This window comes from Amycolatopsis sp. ATCC 39116 (genome assembly GCF_000231075.2).
Classification (GTDB): Bacteria; Actinomycetota; Actinomycetes; order Mycobacteriales; family Pseudonocardiaceae; genus Amycolatopsis_E; species Amycolatopsis_E tucumanensis.
In genome coordinates this window covers 25,673-50,927 of record NZ_AFWY03000027.1, presented here as the reverse complement: position 1 = coordinate 50,927, position 25,255 = coordinate 25,673, and the positions used below count along the sequence as shown (strand labels likewise).

Annotated in this window: 25 protein-coding genes and 1 tRNA gene; 9 read left to right on the top strand and 17 right to left on the bottom strand. The window is 70.9% G+C overall.

Going from position 1 to position 25,255, the window contains the following annotated elements; translation table 11 throughout:
* Positions 1-22: 22 nt before the first annotated feature.
* On the bottom strand, positions 23-184 hold the full coding sequence (locus AMY39116_RS46285) for a DUF4177 domain-containing protein (protein ID WP_017985509.1): 162 nt from the start codon (positions 182-184) through the stop codon (positions 23-25).
* Between the two features lie 72 nt (positions 185-256).
* Here AMY39116_RS46285 and AMY39116_RS0324755 point away from each other — a divergent pair, with 72 nt between their 5' ends.
* A complete protein-coding gene (locus AMY39116_RS0324755; RefSeq protein WP_017985510.1) occupies positions 257-1,261 on the top strand; it encodes an ArsA-related P-loop ATPase in 1,005 nt (334 codons plus the stop codon).
* On the top strand, positions 1,261-2,376 hold the full coding sequence (locus tag AMY39116_RS0324750; protein ID WP_020420313.1) for an ArsA family ATPase: 1,116 nt from the start codon (positions 1,261-1,263) through the stop codon (positions 2,374-2,376). Before AMY39116_RS0324755 ends, AMY39116_RS0324750 begins: the two co-directional genes overlap by 1 nt.
* Here AMY39116_RS0324750 and AMY39116_RS0324745 read toward each other — a convergent pair.
* A complete protein-coding gene (locus AMY39116_RS0324745) occupies positions 2,373-2,660 on the bottom strand; it encodes a WhiB family transcriptional regulator (protein WP_020420312.1) in 288 nt (95 codons plus the stop codon). The two genes, AMY39116_RS0324750 and AMY39116_RS0324745, sit on opposite strands and share 4 nt — an antisense overlap.
* Positions 2,661-2,872: 212 nt before the next feature.
* On the opposite strand from AMY39116_RS0324745, the gene AMY39116_RS0324740 reads away from it, so the two are divergent.
* From AMY39116_RS0324740 to AMY39116_RS0324730, 3 genes are all read left to right on the top strand, one after another.
* Positions 2,873-5,035, top strand: a complete 2,163-nt coding sequence (locus AMY39116_RS0324740; RefSeq protein ID WP_020420311.1) for a transglycosylase domain-containing protein — start codon at positions 2,873-2,875, stop codon at positions 5,033-5,035.
* A gap of 61 nt (positions 5,036-5,096) precedes the next feature.
* Entirely contained in the window at positions 5,097-6,068 is a 972-nt protein-coding gene (locus AMY39116_RS0324735) for a metallophosphoesterase (protein ID WP_020420310.1), read from the top strand.
* A 29-nt stretch (positions 6,069-6,097) separates the two neighbouring features.
* Positions 6,098-6,171 (top strand) — tRNA-Pro (locus AMY39116_RS0324730).
* Between the two features lie 437 nt (positions 6,172-6,608).
* Here the strand turns inward: AMY39116_RS0324730 and AMY39116_RS0324725 are convergent.
* Positions 6,609-7,355, bottom strand: coding sequence for a methyltransferase domain-containing protein (locus AMY39116_RS0324725; protein WP_020420309.1), 747 nt, complete (start codon positions 7,353-7,355; stop codon positions 6,609-6,611).
* A 38-nt stretch (positions 7,356-7,393) separates the two neighbouring features.
* Between AMY39116_RS0324725 and AMY39116_RS0324720 the strand changes: the two genes are divergently transcribed.
* Complete coding sequence (locus AMY39116_RS0324720) at positions 7,394-9,223, top strand: prolyl oligopeptidase family serine peptidase (protein WP_020420308.1); 1,830 nt, start codon at positions 7,394-7,396, stop codon at positions 9,221-9,223.
* Here the strand turns inward: AMY39116_RS0324720 and AMY39116_RS0324715 are convergent.
* The 4 genes from AMY39116_RS0324715 to AMY39116_RS0324700 all read right to left on the bottom strand — a co-directional run bounded on the left by AMY39116_RS0324715 (position 9,220) and on the right by AMY39116_RS0324700 (position 12,211).
* Positions 9,220-10,611, bottom strand: coding sequence for a glutamate decarboxylase (locus AMY39116_RS0324715; protein WP_020420307.1), 1,392 nt, complete (start codon positions 10,609-10,611; stop codon positions 9,220-9,222). The two genes, AMY39116_RS0324720 and AMY39116_RS0324715, sit on opposite strands and share 4 nt — an antisense overlap.
* A 64-nt stretch (positions 10,612-10,675) precedes the next feature.
* A complete protein-coding gene (locus AMY39116_RS0324710) occupies positions 10,676-11,152 on the bottom strand; it encodes a Dps family protein (RefSeq protein ID WP_017985518.1) in 477 nt (158 codons plus the stop codon).
* Positions 11,153-11,183: 31 nt separating this feature from the next.
* A complete protein-coding gene (locus tag AMY39116_RS0324705) occupies positions 11,184-11,603 on the bottom strand; it encodes an organic hydroperoxide resistance protein (protein WP_020420306.1) in 420 nt (139 codons plus the stop codon).
* Positions 11,604-11,668: 65 nt separating this feature from the next.
* A complete protein-coding gene (locus AMY39116_RS0324700; protein ID WP_020420305.1) occupies positions 11,669-12,211 on the bottom strand; it encodes an NADPH-dependent FMN reductase in 543 nt (180 codons plus the stop codon).
* Between the two features lie 125 nt (positions 12,212-12,336).
* Between AMY39116_RS0324700 and AMY39116_RS0324695 the strand changes: the two genes are divergently transcribed.
* The gene (locus AMY39116_RS0324695) at positions 12,337-13,383 is read left to right on the top strand and encodes an alpha/beta hydrolase (RefSeq protein WP_020420304.1); all 1,047 of its coding nucleotides are present in this window, start codon (positions 12,337-12,339) and stop codon (positions 13,381-13,383) included.
* A gap of 62 nt (positions 13,384-13,445) precedes the next feature.
* Here AMY39116_RS0324695 and AMY39116_RS0324690 read toward each other — a convergent pair whose 3' ends face one another.
* The 9 genes from AMY39116_RS0324690 to AMY39116_RS0324650 all read right to left on the bottom strand — a co-directional run bounded on the left by AMY39116_RS0324690 (position 13,446) and on the right by AMY39116_RS0324650 (position 22,413).
* Positions 13,446-13,952: a hypothetical protein gene (locus AMY39116_RS0324690; protein ID WP_027936205.1), complete on the bottom strand. Its 507-nt coding sequence runs from the start codon at positions 13,950-13,952 to the stop codon at positions 13,446-13,448.
* A gap of 439 nt (positions 13,953-14,391) precedes the next feature.
* Positions 14,392-15,267 (bottom strand): IS3 family transposase, encoded by an 876-nt coding sequence (locus tag AMY39116_RS0324685; protein WP_162146053.1) that lies wholly within the window; start codon positions 15,265-15,267, stop codon positions 14,392-14,394.
* A 40-nt stretch (positions 15,268-15,307) separates the two neighbouring features.
* A complete protein-coding gene (locus tag AMY39116_RS43550; protein WP_162146052.1) occupies positions 15,308-15,598 on the bottom strand; it encodes a transposase in 291 nt (96 codons plus the stop codon).
* 463 nt (positions 15,599-16,061) lie between these two features.
* Positions 16,062-16,559 (bottom strand): hypothetical protein, encoded by a 498-nt coding sequence (locus AMY39116_RS0324675; RefSeq protein WP_020420300.1) that lies wholly within the window; start codon positions 16,557-16,559, stop codon positions 16,062-16,064.
* A gap of 180 nt (positions 16,560-16,739) precedes the next feature.
* On the bottom strand, positions 16,740-18,182 hold the full coding sequence (locus AMY39116_RS0324670) for a catalase (RefSeq protein WP_020420299.1): 1,443 nt from the start codon (positions 18,180-18,182) through the stop codon (positions 16,740-16,742).
* Complete coding sequence (locus tag AMY39116_RS43545) at positions 18,179-18,628, bottom strand: Fur family transcriptional regulator (protein WP_039791736.1); 450 nt, start codon at positions 18,626-18,628, stop codon at positions 18,179-18,181. Before AMY39116_RS43545 ends, AMY39116_RS0324670 begins: the two co-directional genes overlap by 4 nt.
* A gap of 92 nt (positions 18,629-18,720) precedes the next feature.
* Positions 18,721-20,226, bottom strand: a complete 1,506-nt coding sequence (locus AMY39116_RS0324660) for an MFS transporter (RefSeq protein ID WP_020420297.1) — start codon at positions 20,224-20,226, stop codon at positions 18,721-18,723.
* A gap of 95 nt (positions 20,227-20,321) precedes the next feature.
* Positions 20,322-20,921, bottom strand: a complete 600-nt coding sequence (locus tag AMY39116_RS0324655) for a TetR family transcriptional regulator (protein ID WP_020420296.1) — start codon at positions 20,919-20,921, stop codon at positions 20,322-20,324.
* Positions 20,902-22,413, bottom strand: coding sequence for an MFS transporter (locus AMY39116_RS0324650; RefSeq protein ID WP_020420295.1), 1,512 nt, complete (start codon positions 22,411-22,413; stop codon positions 20,902-20,904). Before AMY39116_RS0324650 ends, AMY39116_RS0324655 begins: the two co-directional genes overlap by 20 nt.
* A 105-nt stretch (positions 22,414-22,518) precedes the next feature.
* On the opposite strand from AMY39116_RS0324650, the gene AMY39116_RS0324645 reads away from it, so the two are divergent.
* A complete protein-coding gene (locus AMY39116_RS0324645) occupies positions 22,519-23,706 on the top strand; it encodes an MFS transporter (RefSeq protein WP_020420294.1) in 1,188 nt (395 codons plus the stop codon).
* An 89-nt stretch (positions 23,707-23,795) separates the two neighbouring features.
* Complete coding sequence (locus AMY39116_RS0324640; protein WP_235716215.1) at positions 23,796-24,326, top strand: AAA family ATPase; 531 nt, start codon at positions 23,796-23,798, stop codon at positions 24,324-24,326.
* Here the strand turns inward: AMY39116_RS0324640 and AMY39116_RS0324635 are convergent.
* The gene (locus AMY39116_RS0324635) at positions 24,323-25,195 is read right to left on the bottom strand and encodes an aldo/keto reductase family oxidoreductase (RefSeq protein ID WP_020420292.1); all 873 of its coding nucleotides are present in this window, start codon (positions 25,193-25,195) and stop codon (positions 24,323-24,325) included. The genes AMY39116_RS0324640 and AMY39116_RS0324635 overlap by 4 nt on opposite strands.
* Between the last annotated feature and the right edge of the window lie 60 nt (positions 25,196-25,255).

Here is a 25,255-nt window from a genome sequence, read left to right as displayed (position 1 = left end):
GATGATTCGGTCGCAAGCTCCCTCATGCCTTGGCCCGCTTGAGGTAGGCGACGTGCTGCTCCCCGCTCGGGTTCGGCAGCACGGTGACCAGCTCCCAGCCGTCCTCGCCCCACTGGTCGAGGATCTGCTTGGTCGCGTGGATCAGCAGCGGAACCGTGGCGTACTCCCACTTCGTGGCGCTCATGGGGGCCAATCTAGTGGTGATGGGAAGCTCTCCTCGCGGCGGCAGCGTGATCGCTGGCTTACGCTGGATCGTGTGAGCACACCCCTGGCCGGATGGACCGACGAGCTCGCCCGCGCCCGGTTGCACTTCGTCACCGGCAAGGGCGGCACCGGCAAGACGACCATGGCCGCGGCACTCGGGATCGCGCTGGCCAGCCACGGACGCCGGGTGCTGCTGGTCGAGGTCGAGGGCAGGCAGGGGTTCGCCCAGCTCTTCGACACCGAGCCGCTGCCGTACGCGGAGCAGCGGATCGCGGCCGTGCCCGGCGGCGGTGAGCTGCGGGCGCTGCACATCGACGTGGAAGCGGCGCTGCTCGAGTACTTCGAGATGTTCTACAACCTGGGCTTCGCGGGCCGGACGCTGCGCCGGATGGGGGCGATCGAGTTCGCCACCACGCTCGCGCCGGGCCTGCGGGACGTGCTGCTCACCGGCAAGATCAAGGAGTGCGTCGGGCGGACCGGCCCGGACGGCAGGCACGTCTACGACGCGGTCGTGGTCGACGCGCCGCCGACCGGTCGCGTGGTCAAGTTCCTCGACGTCACCAAGGCGCTGACCGACCTGGCGAAGGCGGGCCCGATCCGCGGCCAGGCCGAGGGCGTGGTGCGGCTGCTGCACTCCGAGGAGACGGTCGTGCACCTGGTGACCCTCCTGGAGGAGATGCCGGTGCGCGAGACCGTGGAGGCGGTGGCCGAGCTGGACGGCGCCGACCTGCGGCCGGGCGCGGTGCTGGTCAACCGGGTGCGGCCGCCGCGGCTGCCCGCCCGGTCGATCTCGCCTGCCGCGGACGGGCGGGTGGACGCCTCGCGGGTGCGCAGCGGGCTGGCCTCGGCCGGGCTCGAACTGCCGGACGCCACGATGGACGCGCTGGTCGCGGAGACCGTCGAGCACGCGATCCGGCTCGCCGCCGAGCAGCGGGCGCGGGAGCAGCTCGCCGAGGCGGACCTGCCGACGCTGGAGCTGCCGGAGGAGTCCGGCGGCATCGACCTCGCCGCGCTGTACGACCTCGCGGAGTCGCTGACCGACCAAGGGGTGCGCTGATGACCGAGCGGCTCGACGTCGACGCGCTGATCGACGACCCGACGACGCGGATCGTCGTGTGCTGCGGTTCCGGCGGGGTGGGCAAGACCACCACCGCCGCGGCGCTGGCGTTGCGCGCGGCCGAGCGCGGCCGCCAGACGGTGGTGCTCACGATCGACCCGGCGCGGCGGCTGGCGCAGGCGCTCGGGCTGCGGGAGCTGGGCAACCACCCGCGGCAGGTGTCGGTCGCCGGCTTCGAGCCCAAGGGCGAGCTGTGGGCGATGATGCTCGACATGCGGCGCACCTTCGACGACATGGTGCGCACCCACGCCGGTCCGGAACGCGCCGAGGCGCTGCTCGCGAACCCCTTCTACCAGACCATTTCCACGTCGTTCTCCGGCACTCAGGAGTACATGGCGATGGAGAAGCTGGGCCAGCTCGCGGCCACCGACGAGTGGGACCTGATCGTCGTGGACACCCCGCCGAGCCGGTCCGCGCTGGACTTCCTGGACGCGCCGAACCGGCTGTCCAGCGCGCTCGACGGGCGCATGATCCGGCTGCTGACCGGGCCGGCGAAGGCGGGCGGCTGGGGTCTGCGGAAGGTGGTCAGCACCGGGTTCTCGATCTTCGCGAAGGCCGTGTCGACGATCATCGGCGGCCAGCTGCTCGCCGACGCGTCGGCGTTCATGCAGGCCTTCGACAGCATGTTCGGCGGGTTCCGGGAACGCGCCCGCAAGACCGCCGAGCTGCTGCGCTCGGAGGGCACGTCGTTCCTGGTGGTGGCCGCGCCGGAGCCGGACGCCCTGCGCGAGGCGAGCTACTTCGTCGAGCGGCTGGGTGGCGAGAGCATGCCGCTGGCCGGGCTGGTCGCGAACCGGACCCACCCGGTGCTGGCGGACCTCTCGGCGACGGCGGCGCTGTCCGCGGCCGAGAAGCTGGAGTCGACCGCCCCGCTGGCCACCGCGGTGCTGCAACTGCACGCCGACCGGGTGGCGCTGGCGGAACGCGAGAAGCGGCTGCTGGCGCGCTTCACGCGCGCCCATCCCGGAGTCCCCCTCGTCGAGGTGCCCGCGCTCCCCAGCGACGTCCACGACATCGGCGGACTCCGGGAAATCGGCGAACGGCTGGCGTCCTAGGACGCCTCCACGAAGTCCTTCCGCGCGGAGTCCAGCAGCTCCGACCAGGATTCCACCTCGGGGCGCCGTCGCAGCAGGGCTCGGCGTTCCCGTTCGGTCATCCCTCCCCAGATGCCGAAGCTGATGCGGTTGTCCAGCGCCTCGGCGAGGCATTCGGTGCGCACCGGGCACCCCATGCAGACCAGTTTCGCCCGGTTCTGGTCCGCTCCCCGCACGAACAGCTCATCCGGATCCGCGTCCCGGCAGAGGGCGCGGACGCGCCAGCTCTGTGGTGTGGATTCCATCCCCCAAGCTCCCCTCGTGATGTGCCTGCTCACCCGGAGCCTCCCCGGCTCCGCACTACGTGAGACGTTGACGGACTGTAGAGGCCGACGGTTCCCGCCGCCAAGAGCCCGATGGAAATTCGTTACCGGAATACGTCGCGAGCCCGGCGTTCCCGTGGTATTCAGGCGACGCGGCGCGGCGGGGTGACGCCGGTTCCCACTACTCTGGCAATGTGCGCAAGACGGATGGTCTGTTCAAACTGCTCGGCCTGTGCCTGCTCGCGGGAATCCTCGTCGCCGGGGTGCTGTTCCCCGTGGTCGGCGCCGCGGGGGTGGCCTCCAACAGGGCGAGCGAAACGGTCGACAGCATGTCCGCCGAACTCGCGAACGTCCCGCCGCCGCTGGTCACCACGATCACCGATTCGGCGGGCAACCAGATCGCCACGCTGTACGACCAGTACCGCATCCCGACGGCCAGTGACGAGATCAACGAGGCCATGAAGTGGGCCCTGGTATCCACCGAGGACCGGCGGTTCTACGAGCACCACGGCGTGGACTGGAAGGGCACGCTGCGCGCCGCGCTGAGCAACAGCGCGGGCGGCGACACCCAGGGCGCGTCGACGCTCACCCAGCAGTACGTGAAGAACTACCTCATCAACGTGATCTACCGGGACGACCCGGTCGGCCAGCAGAAGGCCCAGGAGCAGTCGATCGCCCGCAAGCTGAAGGAAGCGCGGATCGCGATCCAGCTCGAGAACCAGATGAGCAAGGACCAGATCCTCACCAGCTACCTCAACGTCGTCGAGTTCTCGCGCAAGATCTACGGCGTCGGGGCGGCCGCGCAGGCGTACTTCAACACCACCGCGGACAAGCTGTCGGTCACCCAGGCCGCGCTGCTCGCCGGCATGGTCAACAACCCGCCGTTCTACGACCCGTGGAGCCACCCGGACCGCGCCACCGAGCGCCGCAACCTGGTGCTGGACCGCATGGTGGACAACCTGAAGCTGTCCAAGGCGGACGCCGAGCGGATGAAGACCGAGCCGCTGGGCGTCGTGCCGGGCGGCCCGTCCAAGCCCGCGTCCAACTGCGTCGGCGCCGGGCCGGAGAACGGGTTCTTCTGCCAATACGTCGAGGACTACCTGCTGTCGCACGGCATGGACAAGGACGACCTCTACACCGGCGGCTACACCATCCGCACGACGATGGACCAGCGCGCCAACCACGAGGCGAAGATGTCCGCGCAAACGCAGGTCAGCAAGACGCAGAAGAACGTGGCGAACGTGCTGTCCCTGGTGCGGCCGGGCAAGAACCGGCACGAGGTGGTCGCACTGGCCGCGAACCGCGACTACGGCACGGACGCCAGCGCGGGCCAGACGACGTACGCGCTGCCGTCGGGCGTCTACAACACCGGCGGCGCCGGGTCGAGCTACAAGATCTTCACCTCGGCGGCGGCCATCCAGAACCGCGTGATGGGCATCTACGACACCATCGAGGTGCCGAACTTCTACGTGTCCAATGTGTTCACCGGTGGCGCCAGGGGGCGGTGCCCGCTCGTGGCGCAAGGGACTTATGCGTACTGCCTGGGCAACGCCACCGACTACGAGGGCGGCACGCGCACGATGACGCTGCAGCAGGCGCTGCAGACCTCGCCCAACACCGCGTTCGTCATCCTCGAGGAACGCACCGGCATGGGCCCCATCACCGACATGGCGAGCAAGCTCGGCCTGCGCGAGACGATGTCGCGGAACCTCGGTGGTGGCGCGGTGAAGCCGGAGTCGAAGAACGCCGGTGAGAACAAGACGCAGACCGCGTTCTTCGGGCCGACGGACAAATCGCCCGGCCAGGGTTCGTTCACCCTCGGCGTGTCGGCGACCAGCAACCTGGAAATGGCGAACGTCGCGGCGACCATCCTCAGCGGCGGCGTGTGGTGCCCGCCGACGCCGATCGCGCAGGTGCAGGACCGCGACGGCAAGCCCATCCCGATCAGCGAGCAGCCGTGCGAGCGGGTCATGGACGAGGCCGCGGCCAACAGCCTGGCCCAGGGCATGAGCAAGGACGACCTGCCCGGCGGCACCGCCGCGGCGGCGGCCGCCCAGGTCGGCTGGAACCGGCCGATGATCGGCAAGACCGGAACCACCCAGAGCAACGGCTCCGCGGCCTTCATCGGCGGCACCCCGCAGCTCGCCGGCGCCGCGATGGTCTTCCGGCCGGAAGGCGGCAGCGGCGGCCTCTGCGACGGCGGTCCCGGCAACGTCTACACCTGCGGCGAAGGCAACATGTTCGGTGGCAAAACCCCGGCGCGCACCTGGTTCGGCGCGGTGAGCAAGATCCTCGGGCCCAACGACCCGATCCTGCCGCTACCGCCGTCCGACCCGCGCTACGAACGGGTCCGCTGACGCACCGCCCCGGGCACTCGCCGGTGCCCGGGGCGCCCCGCCGACCCGTATCCTGGGCTGCGTGAGCACGGTCCGTGACAGCCAGAAGCTGACAGCCAAACGCCTCGCCGCCGGGACGGTCGCTCTCGGGGCCGCCGCGTTCGGGTACGCCTCCGGCATCGAGCGGCGGCACTACGTGCTCCGCACCGCCGAGCTGCCCGTACTGGCGCCCGGCGCGCAGCCGATGCGCGTCCTGCACATCTCCGACCTGCACATGCTCCCCGGGCAGCAGGCCAAACAACGCTGGGTCGCCGCGCTCGACCGGCTCGAACCCGACCTGGTCGTCAACACCGGCGACAACCTCGCCCACCCCAAAGCCGTGCCTGCCGTCCTGCGCGCCCTCGGCCCCCTCCTCGAACGGCCCGGCCTGTTCGTGTTCGGCAGCAACGACTACTACGCGCCCAAACCCAAGAACCCCGCCCGCTACCTCATGCCCCGCGGCAAGAAGAAGCGCATCCACGGCCGGAAACTCCCGTGGCGCGACCTGCGGGCCGCCTTCCTCGAACACGGCTGGCAGGACCTCACCCACGTGCGCCACACCCTCACCGTCGCCGGGCAGACGGTGTTCGCCGCCGGCCTCGACGACCCCCACCTCCGCCGCGACCGCTACGGCGAGATCGCCGGCCCCGCCGAACCCGCCACCCTCCGCCTCGGCGTCACCCACTCGCCCGAACCACGCATCCTCGACCCCTTCGCCGCCGACGGCTACGACCTCGTCCTGGCCGGCCACACCCACGGCGGCCAGCTCCGCATCCCCGGCATCGGCGCCCTCGTCACCAACTGTGAGCTGGACCGCAGCCGCGCGCGAGGCGCCTCCCGCTGGGGCGCCCACATGTGGCTCCACGTCTCCGCCGGACTGGGCACCTCCCCCTACGCCCCGGCCCGCTTCGCCTGCCCACCCGAAGCAACGCTGTTGACCCTGGTAGAACGCGGCCGGACCACGGCGAACACAACGAAGGCCACCCCCCGCAAATCCCCCCGCGCCATCCGCTAAACTCTTCTTCGACCCGCTAAGCAGTACATCGGGGTGTGGCGCAGCTTGGTAGCGTGCCTCGTTCGGGTCGAGGAGGTCGTGGGTTCAAATCCCGCCACCCCGACGGAAGATCCGGAGATCCCCTGTCCGCCGAAATAAGGCGGACAGGGGATCTTCCTTTGTGTTCTCTGGGGGTCGAACCCCCAGACCCCCGCCAGGGGGCAAGCCCCCTGGACCCCCCGCGGCGAAGCGCGGGGAGATCGGGTGCCGCGCGTGGCGCGTGTCGCGGGGCGACATCCGCGCCGGAAGCCGCGGGAACCTTCAAAGTCGCCTTCCGGGCGTCGAGAACCGGCGGCCGTGTGCGTGGCTGGGCCCACTCCACCAACCACACCCCCTCCGGACCCGATCCCCAGCCTTCTTCGGTTGGTGGGGTGTCGGGTCAAGGCACGCTTTCCCGCCTTGACGCGACGCCCCGCCAATCGAACAATCGAGATCGGGGCAGGTGGGGGTGCCGGGGCGTAGCGGAGCGAAGCCGGCGCCCTCCACGAACCCGCGTAGCGGCTACTTGACCGCCAAAAGCTCAACCCAGTACTGCGCGAATTCGCCGTCGCCGCCGTGGGACCAGGCCCAGGCTGAGCGTGCGGCGGAGGCAAGTTGGTCCCGCTCCAGCGGGGAGGCGCTCAGGGCGGCGTCCAGGCGGGCCTCCACGTAACGCGCCAGCTGCCGGTAGCCCATGTCCGAACGGAAACGGCCGTGCGTGCGGATGTCGCGGAAACCGGCGGAAGCCACCCACGACGCGACGTGCTTGCCGGCGAACGGGTCGCCGCCCGCGCGGCGGCGCAACAGGTAGTGACCGCGTAAGGCCGCGGCCACGTTCGCGGTGCCGGGGCGCAGGCGGGCGCGCGACCAGTCCGAAGTGGACAGCGCGACCGTCCCGCCGGGGCGCAGGACCCGGCGGATCTCCGCCAGCGCGTCCACGGGACGGGCCAGGTGCTCGAACAACGCGTGCGCGAACACCACGTCCACGCTCTCGTCCGCCACCGGCAACGCGTACACGTCCCCGGCCACGAACTCCACTTTGGACGATTCCGGGAACTGGCCCGGCTCGCGGTCCACGCCCAGCACGTTGCCCCGTCCGGCGATCGTCGCAAAGCCCGCGGTGATCGTGCCGGGTCCGCACCCCACGTCGAGCACCCGCATGCCCGGCCGCAGCAGTCGCAACACGTATTCGGCACGGTCGGCTGCGGTGCGTGACGCCATGACCGACAGCGCGTCCTGCTCGAACCCGGCCGCGTATCCCTCCAGCACACGCACACGGTACGGGCAGGAGCTGGCAGGATCGAGGGGTGACCACTCAGCACCCGCCCGCGAACATCCCCGACCGCCTCTTCGACGACCCCGAGGGCGAGGCCCGCTGGCGCGCGCGGTTCCACGCCCCGCGCGTGTCGGTGCCGGACTGGTCCCTCGACGCGCCGCACCGCAACATCTACGTCTCCAACGCCAGCGGCGTCTGGGAGGTCTACTCCTGGGACCGCGCCACCGGCGAGCACCGCCAGGTCACCGACCGCCCCAACGGCACCCTGCACGCCACCACCTCGCCCGACGGCAGCGCCATCTGGTGGTTCAACGACACCGACGGCGACGAGTTCGGCACCTGGATGCGCCAGCCCTTCGACGGCGGCCCCGCCGAGCCCGCCCTGCCCGACGTGCACGCCGGCTACCCGGCCGGGCTGGAGATCGGCCACCGCATCGTCGCCAGCGGCGTCTCCACCGACGACGGCAGCGAGCTGTTCACCACCCGCGACGGGCAGACCACCCGCTTCTACTCCCATGAGCAGGACGCCGGCATCGCCGCGCTGTCCCGCGACGAGACGCTGCTCGCGATCTCGCACGCCGAGCACGGCGACTCCCGCCACCCCGCGGTCCGCGTCCTGGACACCACGGGCTTCAACACCGTCGCCGACAAGTGGGACGGCGAGGGCAAGGGCCTCACGCCGCTGGAGTTCTCGCCCGTCGCCGGCGACCAGCGGCTGCTCGTCCTGCACGAGCGCCGCGGCCGCGAGGAGCTGCTGATCTGGGACGTCGCCGCGGACACCGAGCGCGAGCTGGACCTCGGCCTGCCCGGCGAGGTCGTCGCCACCTGGTACCCGAAGGCCGACGCGCTGCTCGTCGTGCACTTCCACGAGGCACGCAGCAGCCTGTACCGCTACGACCTGACCACCGGCGAACTGTCCGCTGTGGACACGCCTCCCGGGCGCATCGGCGGCGCCGGGGTCCGCCCGGACGGCACGATCGAGTACTCCTGGTCCAGCGCGGCCGAGCCGGCCGTCATCCGCGCCCGCGCGACCGACGGCGCCGACACCGTGCTGCTCACCCCGCCCGGCGACCCCGCGCCCGGTTCGGCGCCGGTCACCGACGCGTTCGTCGAGGGCGCGGGCGGCCGCATCCACGCGCTGGTCGCCCGCCCGCTGAACGCGCCGGACGGGCCGCTGCCCACGGTGTTCACCCTGCACGGCGGCCCGCACGCGGCCGACGAGGACCGCTTCTCCGCCTACCGCGCGGTGTGGCTGGACGCCGGGTTCGCCGTCGTCGAGGTCAACTACCGCGGCTCGACCGGCTACGGCTCGGCCTGGCGCGACGCGATCGAGGGCCGCCCCGGCCTGACCGAACTGGAGGACGTCGCCGCGGTGTACGACTGGGCCGTCTCCAGCGGCCTGAGCGACCCGGCGCGGATGGTCGTCTCCGGCGCCTCCTGGGGCGGCTACCTGGCCCTGCTCGCCGTGGGCACCCAGCCGGACCGGTGGGCGGCCGGGGTGGCGAGCGTGCCGGTGGCCGACTACGTCGCCGCCTACGAGGACGAGATGGAGCAGCTGCGCCAGTTCGACCGGGCGCTGTTCGGCGGGTCGCCGGAGGACGTGCCCGCCGTGTACCAGGAGTGCTCGCCGCTCACGTACGTGGACGCGGTGAAGGCGCCGCTGCTGGTGCTGGCCGGCGACAACGACCCGCGCTGCCCGATCCGGCAGATCGAGAACTACCTGGAGCGGCTGGCCAAGCGGGACCTGCCGTACGAGTTCTACCGCTACGACGCAGGCCACGGTTCGCTGGTGATCGCCGAAACGATCAAGCAGACCGCGGCCGAGGTGCACTTCGCGATGAAGGCGGTCGGCCTGGCCTAGTGGTGGAAGGCCGTGCTGGTGGCGGGCTTGTGCTGGGGCCGGTCCTGCTCGGCGAGTTCGGGCAGGACCCGCTGCAGGTCCTCGACCAGCAGGTCGGCCAGGTCGTGCGTGAAGCCGTTGCGGCAGACGATCCGCAGCACGGCGAGGTCGGTGCGGTTCTCCGGGAACGTGTAGGCGGGCACGAGCCAGCCGCGTTCCCGGAGCCGCCGCGACACGTCGAACACGTCGAAGCCGGTCACGTCGTCACGGGTGGTGAACGCGAACACCGGCAACTGGTCGCCGCGGGTGAGCAGCTCGAACGGCCCGAGCCCGGCGATCCGGTCGGCCAGCCGGGTCGCCACGTCCCGGCAGGCCTGCTGCACGACCCGGAAGCCCTCGCGGCCGAGGCGGACGAAGTTGTAGTACTGCGCCGCCACCTGGGCGCCCGGCCGGGAGAAGTTGAGCGCGAACGTCGGCATGTCGCCGCCCAGGTAGTTGACGTTGAACACCAGCTCGGACGGCAGCGCGTCGCGGTCCCGCCACAACACCCAGCCGACGCCGGGGTAGACCAGTCCGTACTTGTGCCCGGAGGTGTTGATCGAGGCGACCCGGGGCAGGCGGAAGTCCCACTCCAGGTCCGCGTCGAGGAACGGCGCGATCATCGCCCCGGACGCGCCGTCTACGTGCACCGGGATGTCCCAGCCGCGCTCGGACTGCACCCGGTCCAGCGCGGCGGCGATCTCCGCGACCGGCTCGTAGCTGCCGTCGAAGGTGGAGCCGAGGATCGCGACCACGCCGATCGTGTTCTCGTCGCAGCGCGCGACGGCCTCCTCGGCGGTGAGGTGGAAGCGGTCGCCCTCCATCGGCACCAGCCGCGGCTCGACCTCCCAGTACTCGCAGAACTTCTCCCAGCAGACCTGGACGTTCGCGCCCATCACCAGGTTCGGCCTGCCGGTCCGGCCCAGCTTGCTCCAGCGCCGCTTGAGCGCCATCCCGGCGAGCATGCACGCCTCGGACGAGCCGGTCGTGGAGCAGCCCATGACGGCCTCCGGGTCCGGCGCGTGCCACAGGTCGGCCAGGATGCTCACGCAGCGGCGCTCGAGCTCCGCGGTCTGCGGGTACTCGTCCTTGTCGATCATGTTCTTGTCGGCGCAGTCGGCGATCAGCTCGCGCGCCTGCGGCTCCATCCACGTGGTGACGAACGTCGCCAGGTTGAGCCGCGCGTTCCCGTCGAGCATCAGCTCGTCCCGCACCACCTGCAGCGCGGTGTCGGCGGGCAGGGTCTCCTCGTTCAGCCGGCTGCGGGGCGGCGTGTAGGTCGCCGCCAGCGCCGGATTCGTCACCGCGTGCAGCGGGTTGCTCCCGCCCGGCCGGTCGTCGGCTCCCTGTTTGCCCGCGTGCAGCACCATGAGCCGAATCTAGCCCGGAAAACGGGCCCCGGAGCGCATTCCGGGGCCCGTTCGTGAATTCGGGTCAGGCGGTCTGCGCCTGCCACATCCAGTGGGCCTTCTCCAGCTCGTGCGTGATCTCGATGAACAGGTCCTGGGTGACCAGGTCGCTCTTGTCCGTCTCGTCGATGCGCTTGCGCATGCGCTGGATCAGGTCGGCGAGGATCGCCACGATGTTCTCGATCGTGGACTCGACGCTCTGCCAGTTGTCCGGGTAGTCGGGCAGGCCGGAGCTCTCCACGACCGTCTTGGCCTTGCCGTTCGGCGAGATGCCGATCGCGTTGGCCCGCTCCGCGACCTCGTCGACGTAGTTCCGCGCGGTGCTCACCAGCTCGTCGAGCTGGAGGTGGACGCTGCGGAAGTTCGACCCGACGACGTTCCAGTGCGCCTGCTTGGCGATCAGCGACAGGTCGACCAGGTCGACCAGCGCTGCCTGCAGCGCGTTACCGGTGATTTCCTTGTCAGCCGGGCTGAGCGGGCTCTGGATGGGTGCGTTCGCCATCGAAAAAATCCTCCTTGTCGACAACTCTTGGTCAGGTCGTCGCGGTGATCTCGACCTGGATGTTTCCCCTGGTGGCGCGAGAATAAGGACACACCTGGTGGGCCTGCGCCGCAAGTTCGCCCGCCTTGTCCTGCTCCAGGCCGGGCAGGTGGGCCACGAGCTTGACGGCCAGTTCCAGGCCGTCGCCGTTGCGGCCGATGCCGACCTCGGCGGTGACGGCGGAGGAGTCCACCCCCACGTCGGCCTTGCGCGCCACGAGCTGCAGGGCGCTGTGGAAGCAGGCGGCGTAGCCCGCGGCGAACAGCTGCTCCGGGTTGGTCATCTCGCCGCCCGGCCCGCCCATCTCCTTCGGCACGGCCAGGCGTTCGTCGATGACGCCGTCGGAGGAGGTGACCTCCCCGTTCCGACCGTCACCGCGGGCGGTCGCGACCGCTGTGTAGACCGGTTCCACGTGTTCCCCTCCGCCGACGGCAGGTGTCAGCGGGTGGATACCCCGTGGCCGGGAGGACGAATCCTCTAGCGGCGGCGGGCGAAGTCCACGACCTGCCGCCCGATCAGCTGCAGCGTCCGCACGGCCTTCTCCTCGGAAGCGCCGCCGACCTCGTCGAACTTGACCTCGGCGGAGTTGATCGACCCGCCGAGTGGCGTCGGCCACCCGCGCAGGGCGTGGGTGATGGTGCGCAGCTGGTCGAGGGTGGTCACCGCGGCCTGCCAGCCGTAGGCGACCGCGGCGAGCCCGACCGCGCGGCCGTCCAGGTAGGGGCGCTCGTCGGGCCGCAGGTCCTCCACGTAGTCCAGGGCGTTCTTGATCAGCCCGGACAACGCGCCGTGGTAGCCGGGCGAGACGATGACCAGCCCGTCGGCCCGGCGGATCGCCTCGACCAGGCGCACCGCCTGCGGGGTGCGCTCGGTGATCGCGGAGTCGTAGAACGGCAGCACCAGGTCGTCGCCGGTCAGGGCGAGCGTCTCGGCCCCGGCCGCGGCCGCGCTGTCCAGCGCGATGCGCATGGCGCGCTCGGACTGGGAGCCCGGGCGCAGGGAACCGCCGATACCGACCACATTGACCGCCGCACTAGTCACGCGTTCGAGGCTAACCCCTCCACCTAAGTGGAGGACCAGCATTTGGGACGGAGGCGGCCGTCACACCTACCCAACTCGCCTACCCGTGAGTAACCTCTGTCCCCATGGCGACCTCACTGCGGAGCCGCGCCGAAGCCGTCGCGGCTCAACTGATCTTCGGGCTCCCGGAGCCCCTGCGCCGGTTGATCGCCGGGCGCCCGATCCGGCTGGACGGGCAGGAGCTGGCGCTGGACGCCCAGCTGCTGCTTCGGCTCCAGCAGCTGAACCGGGTCACCATGAGCGCGGGCACGCCAGAAGTCGCCCGGCAGCGGATCATCGACTCGGGCCCCCTGGTCAGCGGCAAGCCGATCGAGCCGGTGCGCACGCAGGAGATCGTGATCCCGGCCGAGCACGGCCCGCTCCCGGCGACGCTCTACGTGCCGGACGGGCTGCCGTCGCCGTCGCCGCTGCTGGTGTTCTTCCACGGCGGCGGCTGGGTGGTGGGCAGCCGCGCGAGCCACGACAACACCGCGCGTTACTTCGCCAAGCACGCGGGCGTGCGGGTGTTGTCGGTCGAGTACCGGCTCGCGCCCGAGCACCCGTTCCCGGCGGCGCCCGAGGACGCCGTCGCCGCGTTCGACTACGCCCACGCGAAGGCGGCCGACCTGGGCGTGGACCCGGACCGGATCGCGGTGGGCGGGGACAGCGCGGGCGGCAACCTCTCGGCGGTGGCCGCCCAGGTGACGACCGCGCGAGGCGGCCCGGCACCGGCGTTCCAGCTGCTGCTCTACCCCGGCGTGGACGCGAGCACGCGGCGCCGGTCGCGGGACATCTTCGGCAGCGGCTTCTTCCTCACCGACACCGACATGACGTGGTTCATCGACCACTACGCGCCGGCGGGCGTGGACCGCACCGATCCGCGGTTGTCGCCGCTGCTCACCGAGGACTTCACCGGGCTGCCGCCTGCCTACATCGCCACCGCCGGGTTCGACCCGTTGCGCGACGAGGGCGAGGAGTACGCGGCCAAGCTGCGGGACGCGGGTGTGCCGGTCACGTTGAGCCGCCAGCGCGACCTGATCCACGGTTACGTCAACTTCCTCGGCGTCGGCAGGCGGTTCCGGGAGGCAACCTCGGAGGCGGCCGGCGCGCTGCGAGTCGGACTGCGGGCGTAAAAAGACCGGGATCCGATGTGGACGTCCACATCGGATCCCGGTCCCCCCTGCCGGATTGCTTGTCAGGCCACCGGAACCGGCACCGGAACCGGGAGCGGCGGAGCGGAGCCGAGCAGCGACGCGAGCAGGCCCGTCACTGTCTTGAGCAGATTCTTGAGCAGGTTGCTGACGATGTTCAGCGGCGGCGGCAGGTCCGGGATGTCCGGCACCGGAGGCAACTGGCGGACCTCGCCCGCCTTCGAGGGATCGGCCAGGATGCGGCTCGCCTCGGCGGCGTAGTCGTTGCCGGTGGCGGCGGCCTGTTGCGCGTCGGACTGGATGGTGTACTTCTGCCCCGCGGCGAGGTCGCCGAGCACCGGGCTCATCTGGCCGAGCGAACGCTGGGTGGCCGGCACGTCTCCGGCGTAGGCCGCCCTGGCGAGCTGGTCACGCAGCTGGAGGACCTGTTCCGCGGCGGCCTGCGTGCTGGACGTCCCCTTGCCCCCAGCCGCGGCGACGCCTGCCCCGGACACCGCCAGCACGCTGCCGGCCACCGCCACAGCGATGATCCGGGCGAATTTGCCTAACATCTCCCTACCTCCTGGCCTCGGTGGACCTGTCAGGAAAATGCGTACCCGCCGTGTTGATCTCCCACCACTCGACACCCGAAGACGACGGTTTCCAACGCTCACGTGGCGAATTCGAGTGCGGACTTGAGACCCGCATCTGATGAACAAGGCCTTCGCCCGTTGATCAAGATCTTGACGACCGGGATCGCGCAGCGTGACCACGTCACCCGCACGCACCCCAAACTCACTCAACCAGATGCAAAACAAGCCCCACCCAACAACCGCCGCCCGGCAACGGAAGCAAGCCGACCACCCCAACCAGACCTCCCCCGCCCCCGATCCACAGCCGATCTTTAGTCGCCGATCAGCGGGGTCAAGGCACGCTTTCCCGCCTTGACGCCGTTGCTCGGCGACTGAAACTGGGGTTGCCCCGTTGTGGTGGACGGGTTTGGTAGGGCGGTCAGGTTGTGGTTGTTTCGTAGGTTGCTGGGCTTTGGTAGTTGAGGCTGGAGTGGCGGCGGTGGGTGTTGTACCAGCCTTCGATCCAGGTGAAGAGGGCGTGGTGGGCGGTGGCTCGGGTGGGCCAGGTGTGGTGGTGGAGTAGTTCGGTTTTGAGGGTGGCGAAGAAGGATTCGGCGACGGCGTTGTCCCAGCATTGTCCGCGGCGTCCGACGGAGAGGCGGATTCCGGCTTGGCGGGCGGTGTGGGCGTATTGCTGTGAGGTGTATTGGCAGCCGCGGTCGGAGTGGAAGATGACTCCGGGTTGGGGGCGGCGTTGGTGGAGGGCGTTGCGCAGGGCTTGATCGGGCAGGTCGGTGTGCAGGTGGTCGGCGGTGGCCCAGCCCACGACCCGGCGGGAGGCCAGGTCGAGGACGGTGGCCAGGTAGAGCCAGCCTTCGCCGGTGGGGATGTAGGTGATGTCGCCGCACCAGCGGGTGTTGATGTCGCTGGCGTTGGTGGTGAAGTCGCGGCTGATCAGATCGGGTGGGGTTGTGGCGGCGGGGTCGGGGACGGTGGTGGTGCGCCAGCGGCGGGGGGCGCGTCCTGTCCGGCCGGCTTGCTGCATCAGCCGGGCGATGCGTTTGCGGGAGTGCCGGTGCCCTTGGGCGGCCAGTTCGGCCTGGATCCGCGGAGCACCGTAGGTGCCGCGGGAGCGGTCGTGCGCGGCGATGATCTTCTCGGTCAGCGCCATGTCGGTCCGTTGGCGGGTGGATCCGCCGGTGGCGGCGCGGGTGCGGTGGTTGTAGTAGGCGGCGCGGGAGATTCCAAGCAGCTGGCAGGCCCGGGTGACGGTGCCTTGCCTGCGGGCGTTGTCCGCCTCGATGAACGGATACACGTTCACCGGGTCTCCCTCGCGAAGAAAGCCGTCGCCCGCTTCAAATATCGACATCCCGCTGCAACCGGGCGTTCTCCCGCCGCAACGCCTCCAACTCCGCCTTCTCCGACACCGCATCCCGTTGCGCCTGGTTCTGCGGGTTGGCCTCGGCCTCGGCCTGCGCGATCCACCGCCGCACTGCCGAATCGACCAGATCAAAATCCGTCACCACCTGCGAGATCGTGCGATCACCCCGCCGGCACAACTCCACAATCTCGGCCTTGAACTCCGGCGTGAACTCCCGCCGAGCCCGCCGCGGCTTCTTCTTACCCACAGGCACCATCATGGACATCCTTCCCAGGAGACGCGACATCCCCTAGCGATCGGTGTCCACCACAACGGGGCAAGACCAAACACACTCAGGGAGAGGGGGCGGGGGTGGTCGGAAGGTGACCTTTCGAGCGCCGTGAGGCGCTTTTTCCGCCCGCAGGGCGGGCTCTTCGCCGCGCGACAGCGCGGGTTTAAAGATCAAAAGAGTCCTCGCCGGACGGGCAGGCTCCGGGATGACCAGGGGTTGGGTGCCTCGGCTCACCTTGGGTGGGTGGCTGGGTGGTCATCCCGTCGCCTTCCGGTTTGTGCATATCACCTTGAGCCAGGGCCGCAAGCTTTGTGTTTTCGGCTGCCGGACCCAGCGCGGGTTGCGGCCCTGGCTCAAGGTGATCGTTGCGTGTCAGGCGACGGGATGACCACCCAGCTACCTTGGTTGTGGGCAAAGAAAAAGCCGGGCTCCGCGAGCGGAGCCCGGCTCTTCTGGCTCAGGCGGCTGGCACGGTGAGCGCCGGCGGCGGGGCGCCGGTCAGCGCGTTCAGCAGTTCCGTGAGCTTCTGGATCAGCGTCTTCAGCAGGTCCGCCACGATGTCCAGGGGCGGCGGGGGGTTCTGCAGCGGCGACGCCGACGGCGTCTGCTTGACGGTGCTCGCCTGGGACGGGTCGGCGATGATCCGGCTGGCCGTCTCGGCGTCGTTCTTCGCGGACGCGGCGGTTTCCCTCGTGTCCGACTGGACGGTGTACTTCTCACCCGCGGCGAGGTCGCCGAGCAGCGGGCTCATCTGGCCGAGCGCCCGCTGGGTGCCGGGGACGTCGGCCGAGTAAGCCGAGTCGACCAGCTGGGTGCGCAGCTGCAGCAGCTGCTCGCCGGCGGCCTGGGTGCTGGACGTGCCCTTCCCGTCGGCCGCGGCGACAGCGGCTCCGGTCAGCGCCAGAACGCTGCCGGCCACCACCGCGGCGACGACCCGGGCGAACTTGCCTCTCATTCCCTACCTCCTGGTGTGGGTGACCTGACCCGGGCGTGAAGTACCAACTTCGTCGCCGGTGAATCGCCGCGCCACCCGATCCGGGAGTGATCACCACCCGTCTGTGTGGGTGACCCCCGAAGCGAAAGCGGCCCGGTGAGCCACAAAGGACTCACCGGGCCGCTGCTCCGTGGTGGGAGACTACTTGCCGAACGCCTCGGCGACCTTGTCGCCGAGGGTCTTGTCGACGTTGCGCCAGTACTCGAACACGCGCTCCAGCACCGGCTCGGACACGCCCTTCTTGGCGTGGCCGATGATGTTGCTCGCGAGGCGCTCGCGCTGCGCGTCGTCCATCACCTTGCGCACCAGGGTGCCCGCCTGGCCGAAGTCGTCGTCCTCGGCGTGCAGCCGGTAGGCGGAGCGGATGACCTCGTCGACCACCCCGTAGGACGACACCGTCTCGCCGGCGTAGGCCGCGTCGGCGTGCGGGCCGCCGAACGAGTTCGGCGCGTACACCGGGTCGCCCGGGTTCTGGTAGCGCATCGCGCCGTCCCGGGAGTAGCTGTTCACCGGCGACTTCGGCGCGTTCACCGGCAGCTGGGCGAAGTTCGCGCCGATCCGGTAGCGGTGCGCGTCCGGGTAGGCGAACAGGCGACCCTGCAGCATCTTGTCCGGCGACGGGCCGATGCCCGGCACCATGTTGGTCGGCGCGAACGCGGCCTGCTCGATCTCCGCGAAGTAGTTCGACGGGTTGCGGTCGAGCACGTAGCGGCCGACCTTGATCAGCGGGTAGTCGCCGTGCGGCCACACCTTCGTCAGGTCGAACGGGTTGAAGCGGTAGTCCGCAGCTTCCTCGTACGGCATGACCTGGACGTAGAGGGTCCAGCTCGGGTGGTCGCCCCGCTCGATCGCGGTCCACAGGTCGCGGATGTAGTAGTCGGCGTCCTCACCGGCGATGCGGTCCGCGTCGGCCTGCGTCAGGTAGCCGATGCCCTGGTCGGTCTTGAAGTGGTACTTCACCCAGAACTTCTCGCCGCCCGCGTTCTCCCACAGGTAGGTGTGCGAGCCGAACCCGTCCATCTCGCGCCAGTTCGACGGGATGCCGCGGTCGCCCATCAGCCAGGTGACCTGGTGGGCCGACTCCGGGCGCAGGGTCCAGAAGTCCCACTGGATGTTGTGGTCGCGCAGGTGGTTGTCGGCGCGGCGCTTCTGCGAGTGGATGAAGTCGGGGAACTTGATCGGGTCCCGGATGAAGAACACCGGCGTGTTGTTGCCGACGATGTCATAGTTGCCCTGCGTGGTGTAGAACTTCACCGCGAACCCGCGCGGGTCGCGCCAGGTGTCGGGCGAGCCGTTCTCGCCGGCCACCGAGGAGAAGCGGATGAGGCTCTCGGTGCGGGTGCCCGGCTGGAAGACCGCGGCCTTGGTGAACTGGCTGACGTCCTCGGTGACCTCGAGGAAACCGAACGCACCGCCGCCCTTCGCGTGCACCACGCGCTCCGGGACGCGCTCGCGGTTGAAGTGCGCGTTCTTCTCGATGAGGTAGTGGTCCTGCAGCAGGATCGGGCCGTTGGCGCCCAGGGTCAGCGAATCGTTGTCGCTGGCCACCGGGATGCCCACGTTGTTGGTGGTCGGCTTGGTCACGCCGAGCCCTCCTTCTCGTGGTGGGTGGTGGAACAGGCGGGGCACAGGCCCCAGAAGACGACCTCCGCCTCCTCGACGACGAACCCCGCGGTGTTCGAGGGTTCGAGGCACGGTGCGGCGCCGTGGACGCAGTCGACGTCCTCGGCCCGGCCGCAGACGCGGCAGACGAGGTGGTGGTGGTTGTCCCCGGTACGCGTTTCGAACCGGGCCGGGTGCCCGGCCGGCTCGACGCGCCGCACCAGATCGGCGTTCGCGCAGGCGCCCAGGACGTCGTAGACCGTCTGGGTGGACACGGATCCGAGCACGTCCCGCACGCCGGCCGCGACCTGGTCGGCGGTCGAGTGGGGGTGCCCGGCGAGCCACTCGAGGACGGCGACGCGCGGAGCGGTGATCCGCAGGCCGACGGCTTTGAGCTGGTCCCGCACGGGGCTGGTCTGGTGGGGCATCGAGGTCCACAGTGCCCGCTAATCTGGAACGAGTCAAGATAAAAACTGGAACGAGTCCAGAAAACTGCCCAAGTGGGTGAGGCCCGCCTCGGTCACCGGGCGGCGAACTGGCGCTCGGCTTCCACGTCCTGCGCGCGGAACGGCAGGAACAGCGCGGCCAGCGCGGCACCGACCAGTGCGAGCGCAGCGGACACCCAGAGCGCGGCCGACATCCCCGAGACGAAGGCCGACCGCACCGACCCGAGCAGATCCGGTACGGACTCGGCGACGCGCGCCCCGCCGGCCGCGCTGTCCCGGACGGCCTCCGCGGACGGCTCGGGCAACCCACCGACATCCACCGACCCGCGGTAACCGGCGTTGAGGACTGTGCCCAGGATCGCCACGCCGAGGGTGCCACCGAGCTGGCGGATCACCTGCAGAACTCCGCCTCCCACGCCGCTGCGCCCCGGGTCCAGTGCTCCGAGCGCGTCGTCCAGAGCTGCGAAAACCGCGCACCCGAGTCCGACCCCCACCAGCGAAACCCACAGAGCGATGAAGCCGTAGCCGTGGCCGGATCCCGAGACAGCGCCGATGACGAGCCCTGCCGCCATCACCAGAAATCCCCCGGCACCGACGACCTTCACGCCCAGCCTGCGGTTCAGCGGATCAGCCACCTGCATGCCGACCGACATCCCCAGGACCATCGGGAGCAACTGCACTCCTGCTTCCAGCGCGCCGGCACCACGGACCGCGTCGAAGTACTGCGGCAGCAGGAACAACACACCCAACAGCACGAAGGACGTGAGCCCGCTGAGCAGGCCACCCCACCGGAACCCGGGCGTGGTGAACAGTCCGAGGTCCAGCAACGGGTATCGCACGCGCCCCTCCACGACGACGAACGCGCACAGCAACGCGACTCCGGCCAGGATCGGCCCGAGCGCGGAGATCGCGATCCACCCGCGGTCACCGGCTTCGATCAGCCCGAAAGTCAGCGCCACCACGCCCGCGCCGGACAACACGATGCCGGGGAGGTCTGCACGCCGCGCCCGGTCCACCGGCAAGGCCGGAACCAACCAGGCCAGCAACACGAACCCGACGACCACGAACGGCACGTTGAGCAGGAAGACCGAACCCCACCAGAAGCTGTCGAGAAGCCAGCCGCCGACCACCGGGCCGAGCGGTACCCCGACTGCCACCGCCACGGACCACACGGCGAGAGCACGGCCCCGGTCGGCGCCCGGGAACAAGACGTTGAGCACTGCCATCGACAACGAGACCAGGCAGGCGGCACCGAGGCCGAGGAACGCCCTGGCGACGATCAGGCTCTCGACCGAGTCCGCGAAGGCGCAGGCGACCGACGCCAGACCGAACAGCGCAAGGCCGCCGAGCAGGAACCGCTTGATGCCGAACCGGTCACCGAGCAAGCCCGCCGGAAGCAGCCCGGCCGTCAGGACCAGGGTGTACGAGCTCGAGAACCACTGCAGCTCACTCGCCGTGGCGTTCAGATCGACGGCGAGGACCGGCACCGCCACGGACAGCACCGTCATGTCCAGCCCGAAGGTGAGCAGGGCCGTGCAGAGCGCCCCCCAAGCCCACCACCGCCGGGCGGAACCGTTCATGCGAGGACACTCCCTGGTGCTGAGCCGTGATCACCAGCGAGTCTCGTCGCCGGTCGTCCCAGCCACCATCGGGTTCTGTTTCGCCCCCAAGCCACTTACAGCGGCAGCCCGTCCTCCAGCAGGGTGACCGCCTTGTCGATCACGTCCACCAGGTTCTCCGGGGCCTCGGCCGCGCTGAAGTACGCCGCGAAGACCACCCCGATCACCGCCCCGGACCAGACCCGCACGGTGAAGTCGCCGGGGTCCCGGCCTGCTCGTTCGGCCGCGGCCTCGGCCAGCATGCCCAGCCCCGCGGCGATGTGTTCGATCATCCGGTTGCGCAGTTCGGGCACGCTGAACACCAGCCGCTGCCGGGCGCGCTCCAGTTCGGACTCCTCGGCGTCCAGCCGCGCGAACACCTGGGCGCACGCGGCCCGCACCGCCTGGAGCGGGGTCAGCTCGGCCGGCTGCTCCACGAACGCCCGCATCAGCACCGGATCGAGGCGGTCGTAGAGGACCGTGTCCTCCTTGGTCGGGAAGTAGCGGAAGAAGGTGCTCTGCGACACCTCGGCCGCCGCGGCGATCTGCTCGATCGTCGTCTCCGCGTAGCCCTGCGCGGTGAACAACCGCAGCGCGTGGCTCTGGATCGCGGCCCGCGTGCGCGCCTTCTTCCGCTCCCGCAACCCGAGCGGCTGCTCATCCCGCGACGAACTCATGCCCCGATTCTGCCCCGGCCACGTCCTGCGCCTGGCGCGGCAGGAACAGCGCGGCGAGCACGGCGCCCACCAGCGCGAACCCGGCGCACACCCACAGCGTCGCCGACATGCCCGCGACGAAGGACTCGCGCACCGACCCGAGCAACGCCGGCACCCGCGCGGCGACCTGCACCCCGGCCGCGGCGCTGTCCCGCACCGCCGCGGCCACGTCGTCCGGCAACCCGGCTACGTCGACCCCGCCCCGGTACCCCGCGTTCAGCACCGTGCCGAGGATCGCGACGCCCAACGTGCCACCGACCTGCCGCATCGCCTGCAGCACGCCACCCCCGACGCCGCTGCGGCCCGGGCTCAGCGCCCCCATCGCGATGTCCATCGACGGCGGCAACGCGAAGCCCAGCCCGAGGCCGACCAGTGACACCCACACCGCCGCGTAGCCGTACCCGTCGCCGGTCCCGGTGGCGGTTCCGGCCACCAGCCCGCCGGTCATCAGCACGAACCCCGTGCTCACCAGCACCCGCGCGCCCAGCCGCGGACGCAACCACTCCGCGACCCGCACCCCGACGAGCAGACCGCCGACCACCGGCAACAGCCGCAACCCGGTGCCGAGCGCGTCCGTGGCGTGCACCGCCTGGAAGTACTGCGGCAACAGGAACAACGCGCCCATCATCGCGAAGGACGCCAGCGTCGCGAGCACCGCGCCCCAGCGGAAGCCGGGCGAGGCGAACAACCCGAGGTCCAGCAACGGGTGGGCGGCCCGGGCCTGGTGGACGACGAACCCGGCCAGCAGCGCGAGCCCGCCGAGCACCGGCCCGAGCACGGTGGCCGACCCCCAGCCGCGGTCACCCGCCTCGACCAGTCCGTAGGTCAGCGCGACCAGGCTCGCGCTGGACAGGACGACACCAGGGAGGTCGAACCGCCTGCCGCGGTCGCCGGGCAGATCCGGCACCAGCCAGGCCAGCAGGACCAGGCCGGCGAGCACCGCGGGCACGTTCAGCAGGAACACCGAGCCCCACCAGAAGTTGTCCAGCAGCCACCCGCCGACCACCGGCCCGAGCGGGATGCCGACCGCCATCGCCGCGGCCCACACGGCGATCGCCCGCCCCCGGTCGGCGCCCGGGAACAGCGCGTTCAGCACCGACATCGACAGCGGCACCAGTGCCGCCGCGCCCAGGCCGAGGATTGCGCGCGCCGCGATCAGCATCCCGGCCGAACCGGCGAAGGCGCAGGCCACCGAGGCCAGGCCGAAGACCGCGAGACCACCGAGCAGGAACCGCTTCGTGCCGAACTTGTCGCCGAGCAGGCCGGCCGGGAGCAGCCCCGCGGCGAGCACCAGCGTGTACGCGTTCGAGAACCACTGCAGCTCGCTCGTCGACGCCTCCAGGTCGACGGCCAGCGTCGGCAGGGCCACCGACAGGACCGTCACATCGAGTCCGAACGCCAGCAACGCCACGGCCAGCGCACCCAGCGCCCACCACCGCTTCGACCCGTCCATCCCAGCCTCCAAACTGATAGTCACTACTTTTTGATAGTAACTGTCAGTTTTCCGGAGCGGCAAGCGGCGCGAAAAGGAGTTGCACGGCCGTGCCAAAGTGGGAGCATGTCCCTCCAGCCGTACCGCCAGGTCCTCGCCCTGCCCGGGGTCCGCATGGCGATGCTGCTGTTCTTCTTCACCCGCCTGCCGATGACCGCCACCGGGATCACGCTGACCCTGCACGTCGTCAGCGACCTCGGCCGCGGGTACGGCCAGGCGGGTCTCGTCGGGACCGCGACGATGCTGGGCAGCGCCATCGGCGCGCCGGTCGTCGGCCGGATGATCGACCGCTACGGGCTGCGCGCGGTCACCTCGGTGTGCGGCCTGACCTCCGCGGCGTTCTGGCTGGCCACCCCGCACCTGCCGTACGCGGCGCTGCTCGTGACCGCGCTGCCGGCGGGCGCGCTCGTGCTGCCTGCCAGCTCGATCGCCCGCCAGGTGCTGACCGCGCTGGTGCCGCCGGAGTCGCGGCGCTCGGCGTACTCGCTCGACTCGATCCTGCTGGAGACGAGCTTCATGGTCGGCCCGAGCGCGGGCATCGCCCTGTCGACGCAGCTGTCCTCGACCGTCGCGCTGAGCGGGATCGGCGTCTGTTTCGCGCTCGGCACCCTCGCGCTGTGCTGGTTCAACCCGCCGATCCGGCACGAGGGCGAGACGGTCACCGCCGAGCGGCCGCCGATGCGGGAGTGGCTCAGCCCGCGGCTGGTCGGCGCCCTGCTCGTCGCGTCGGGGGCGCTGTTCTGCCTGATGGGCACCGAACTGGCGACGCTCGCCGCGCTGCGGGCCACCGGCGAGGTGGGCTGGACCGGCGTGGTGATCGCCGTGATGTGCGTCGCCTCGGCGGTCGGCGGGATCGTGCACGGGGCGGTGCGGAAGTCGCTGTCGCAGGCGCGGCTGATGGTGCTGCTGACCGTGCTCGTGATCCCGGTCGGGTTGGCCACCGGGCTGCCGTGGTGGCTGCTGGCGCTGGCGCTGGTGCCGACGAACCTGGCCTGCGCGCCGACGCTCGCGTCGACCGCCGAGGAGGTCACCGGCCTCGCGCCGCCACGGGTGCGCGGCGAGGCGATGGGCCTGCTCGACGCCGCCACCCGGCTCGGCATGGCGGCGGGCAGCCCGGTGGTCGGGTTCGTGATCGACCACACCGGCCCCGGCTGGGGCTTCGCGGCGGCGGGCCTGTTCGGGCTCGGCTTCGCCGCGGTGGCCTTCGGGCTGCGCCGCCGCTCGGCCAGGGTCCCGGCTGTGGCGCCGCTGTGAATGACCGATTTGACCTGTAAGTGCGGAACGCGGGTGGCGTGATCGCGCGTTGGCCCGGTATGGACAGCACAGCCGGCGCCACCTTGCAGATGACGATCGAACCGCGCGCGCTGCTGGTCATCGCCGGGCTGCCCGGTTCGGGCAAGAGCACGCTGCTGCGCAGCACGCAGGCCAGCCGCCCGGTCGAGGTGCTCGACTCCGACCAGATGCGCGACCGGCTGGCCGCCGCGCTGCCGCCCGGCACGCCGTACCGCCGCTACCGCCCGGCGGTGCACGTCCTGCACCGGCTGCGGGTGGTGCTCGCGGCGATCCGCACGCCCGGCCCGGTCGTTGTGCACGACCCGGCCATCGGCGCGGCGACCAGGGCGTGGCTGATGCTGACCGGGCTGCTCACCGGACGGCGGCGGCACCTGCTGTGGGTGGACTGCACCCCGGCGGAGGCGCTGGCCGGGCAACGCGCGCGCGGCCGGGTGCTGCGCAAGGCGTCCTTCTGCCGTCACCTGCGCCGCCTGCCGCGGGTCCGCGCCCTGCTGTTCGAGGGGCGGCCCCGCGGCTGGAACGAGACCACGGTCGTCGACCGGGAGACGGCCGGCCGGGGGCTCCACCTCGTGGTGCGTTAGGCGATCGCGTCGAGTTCGGCGATCGCGTCCGCGGGGAGGTCCAGGGACGCGGCGGCCACGTTCTCCCGCAGGTGGGCGACCGACGACGTGCCCGGGATGAGCAGGATGTTCGGCGACCGCTGCAGCAGCCAGGCCAGCGCGACGGCCATCGGGGTCGCGCCGAGGCGGGCGGCCACCGAGTTCAGCACCTCCGACTGCAGCGGCGAGAACCCGCCGAGCGGGAAGTACGGCACGTACGCGATGCCCTGCGCGGCCAGCGACTCGACCAGCTTGTCGTCCTCGCGGTGGGCCACGTTGTAGGCGTTCTGCACGCACACGACCGGCGCGATCGACTGCGCCTCGGCGACCTGCTCGGCGTTGACCGTGCTGATGCCGAGGTGCTTGATCAGCCCCTCCTGCTGCATCTCGACCAGCGCGGTGAACGGCTCGGCGATCGAGCCGGGCACCGCGGAGTGGCCGTCGTCCCCGCCGCCGACGCGCAGGTTGACCACGTCGAGCGCGTCGACGCCGAGGTTGCGCAGGTTGTCGTGCACCTGGGCACGCAGCTGCTCCGGCGAGCGCTGGTGCACCCAGGCGCCCTGGTCGTCGCGCACCGCGCCGACCTTGGTCACCACCACGATCCCGTCGTAGGGGTGCAGCGCCTCGCGGATGATCTGGTTCGTCACGTGCGGGCCGTAGAAGTCGGCGGTGTCGATGTGGTTGACACCCAGCTCGACCGCTTCGCGCAGGACCGCGACCGCGGCGTCCCGGTCCGCGGGCGGCCCGAACACGCCAGGCCCGGCCAGCTGCATCGCGCCGTAGCCCATGCGCCCGACGGTGAGCCCGCCTGCGAGGGTGAAGGTGCCGCCGGCCAGTGTGTTCGCTGTCATGGAAATCCCTTCTCGGCTTGTTCGGGCTCCACGATCCCCCGCGCGCCGCGGAACAGGCAG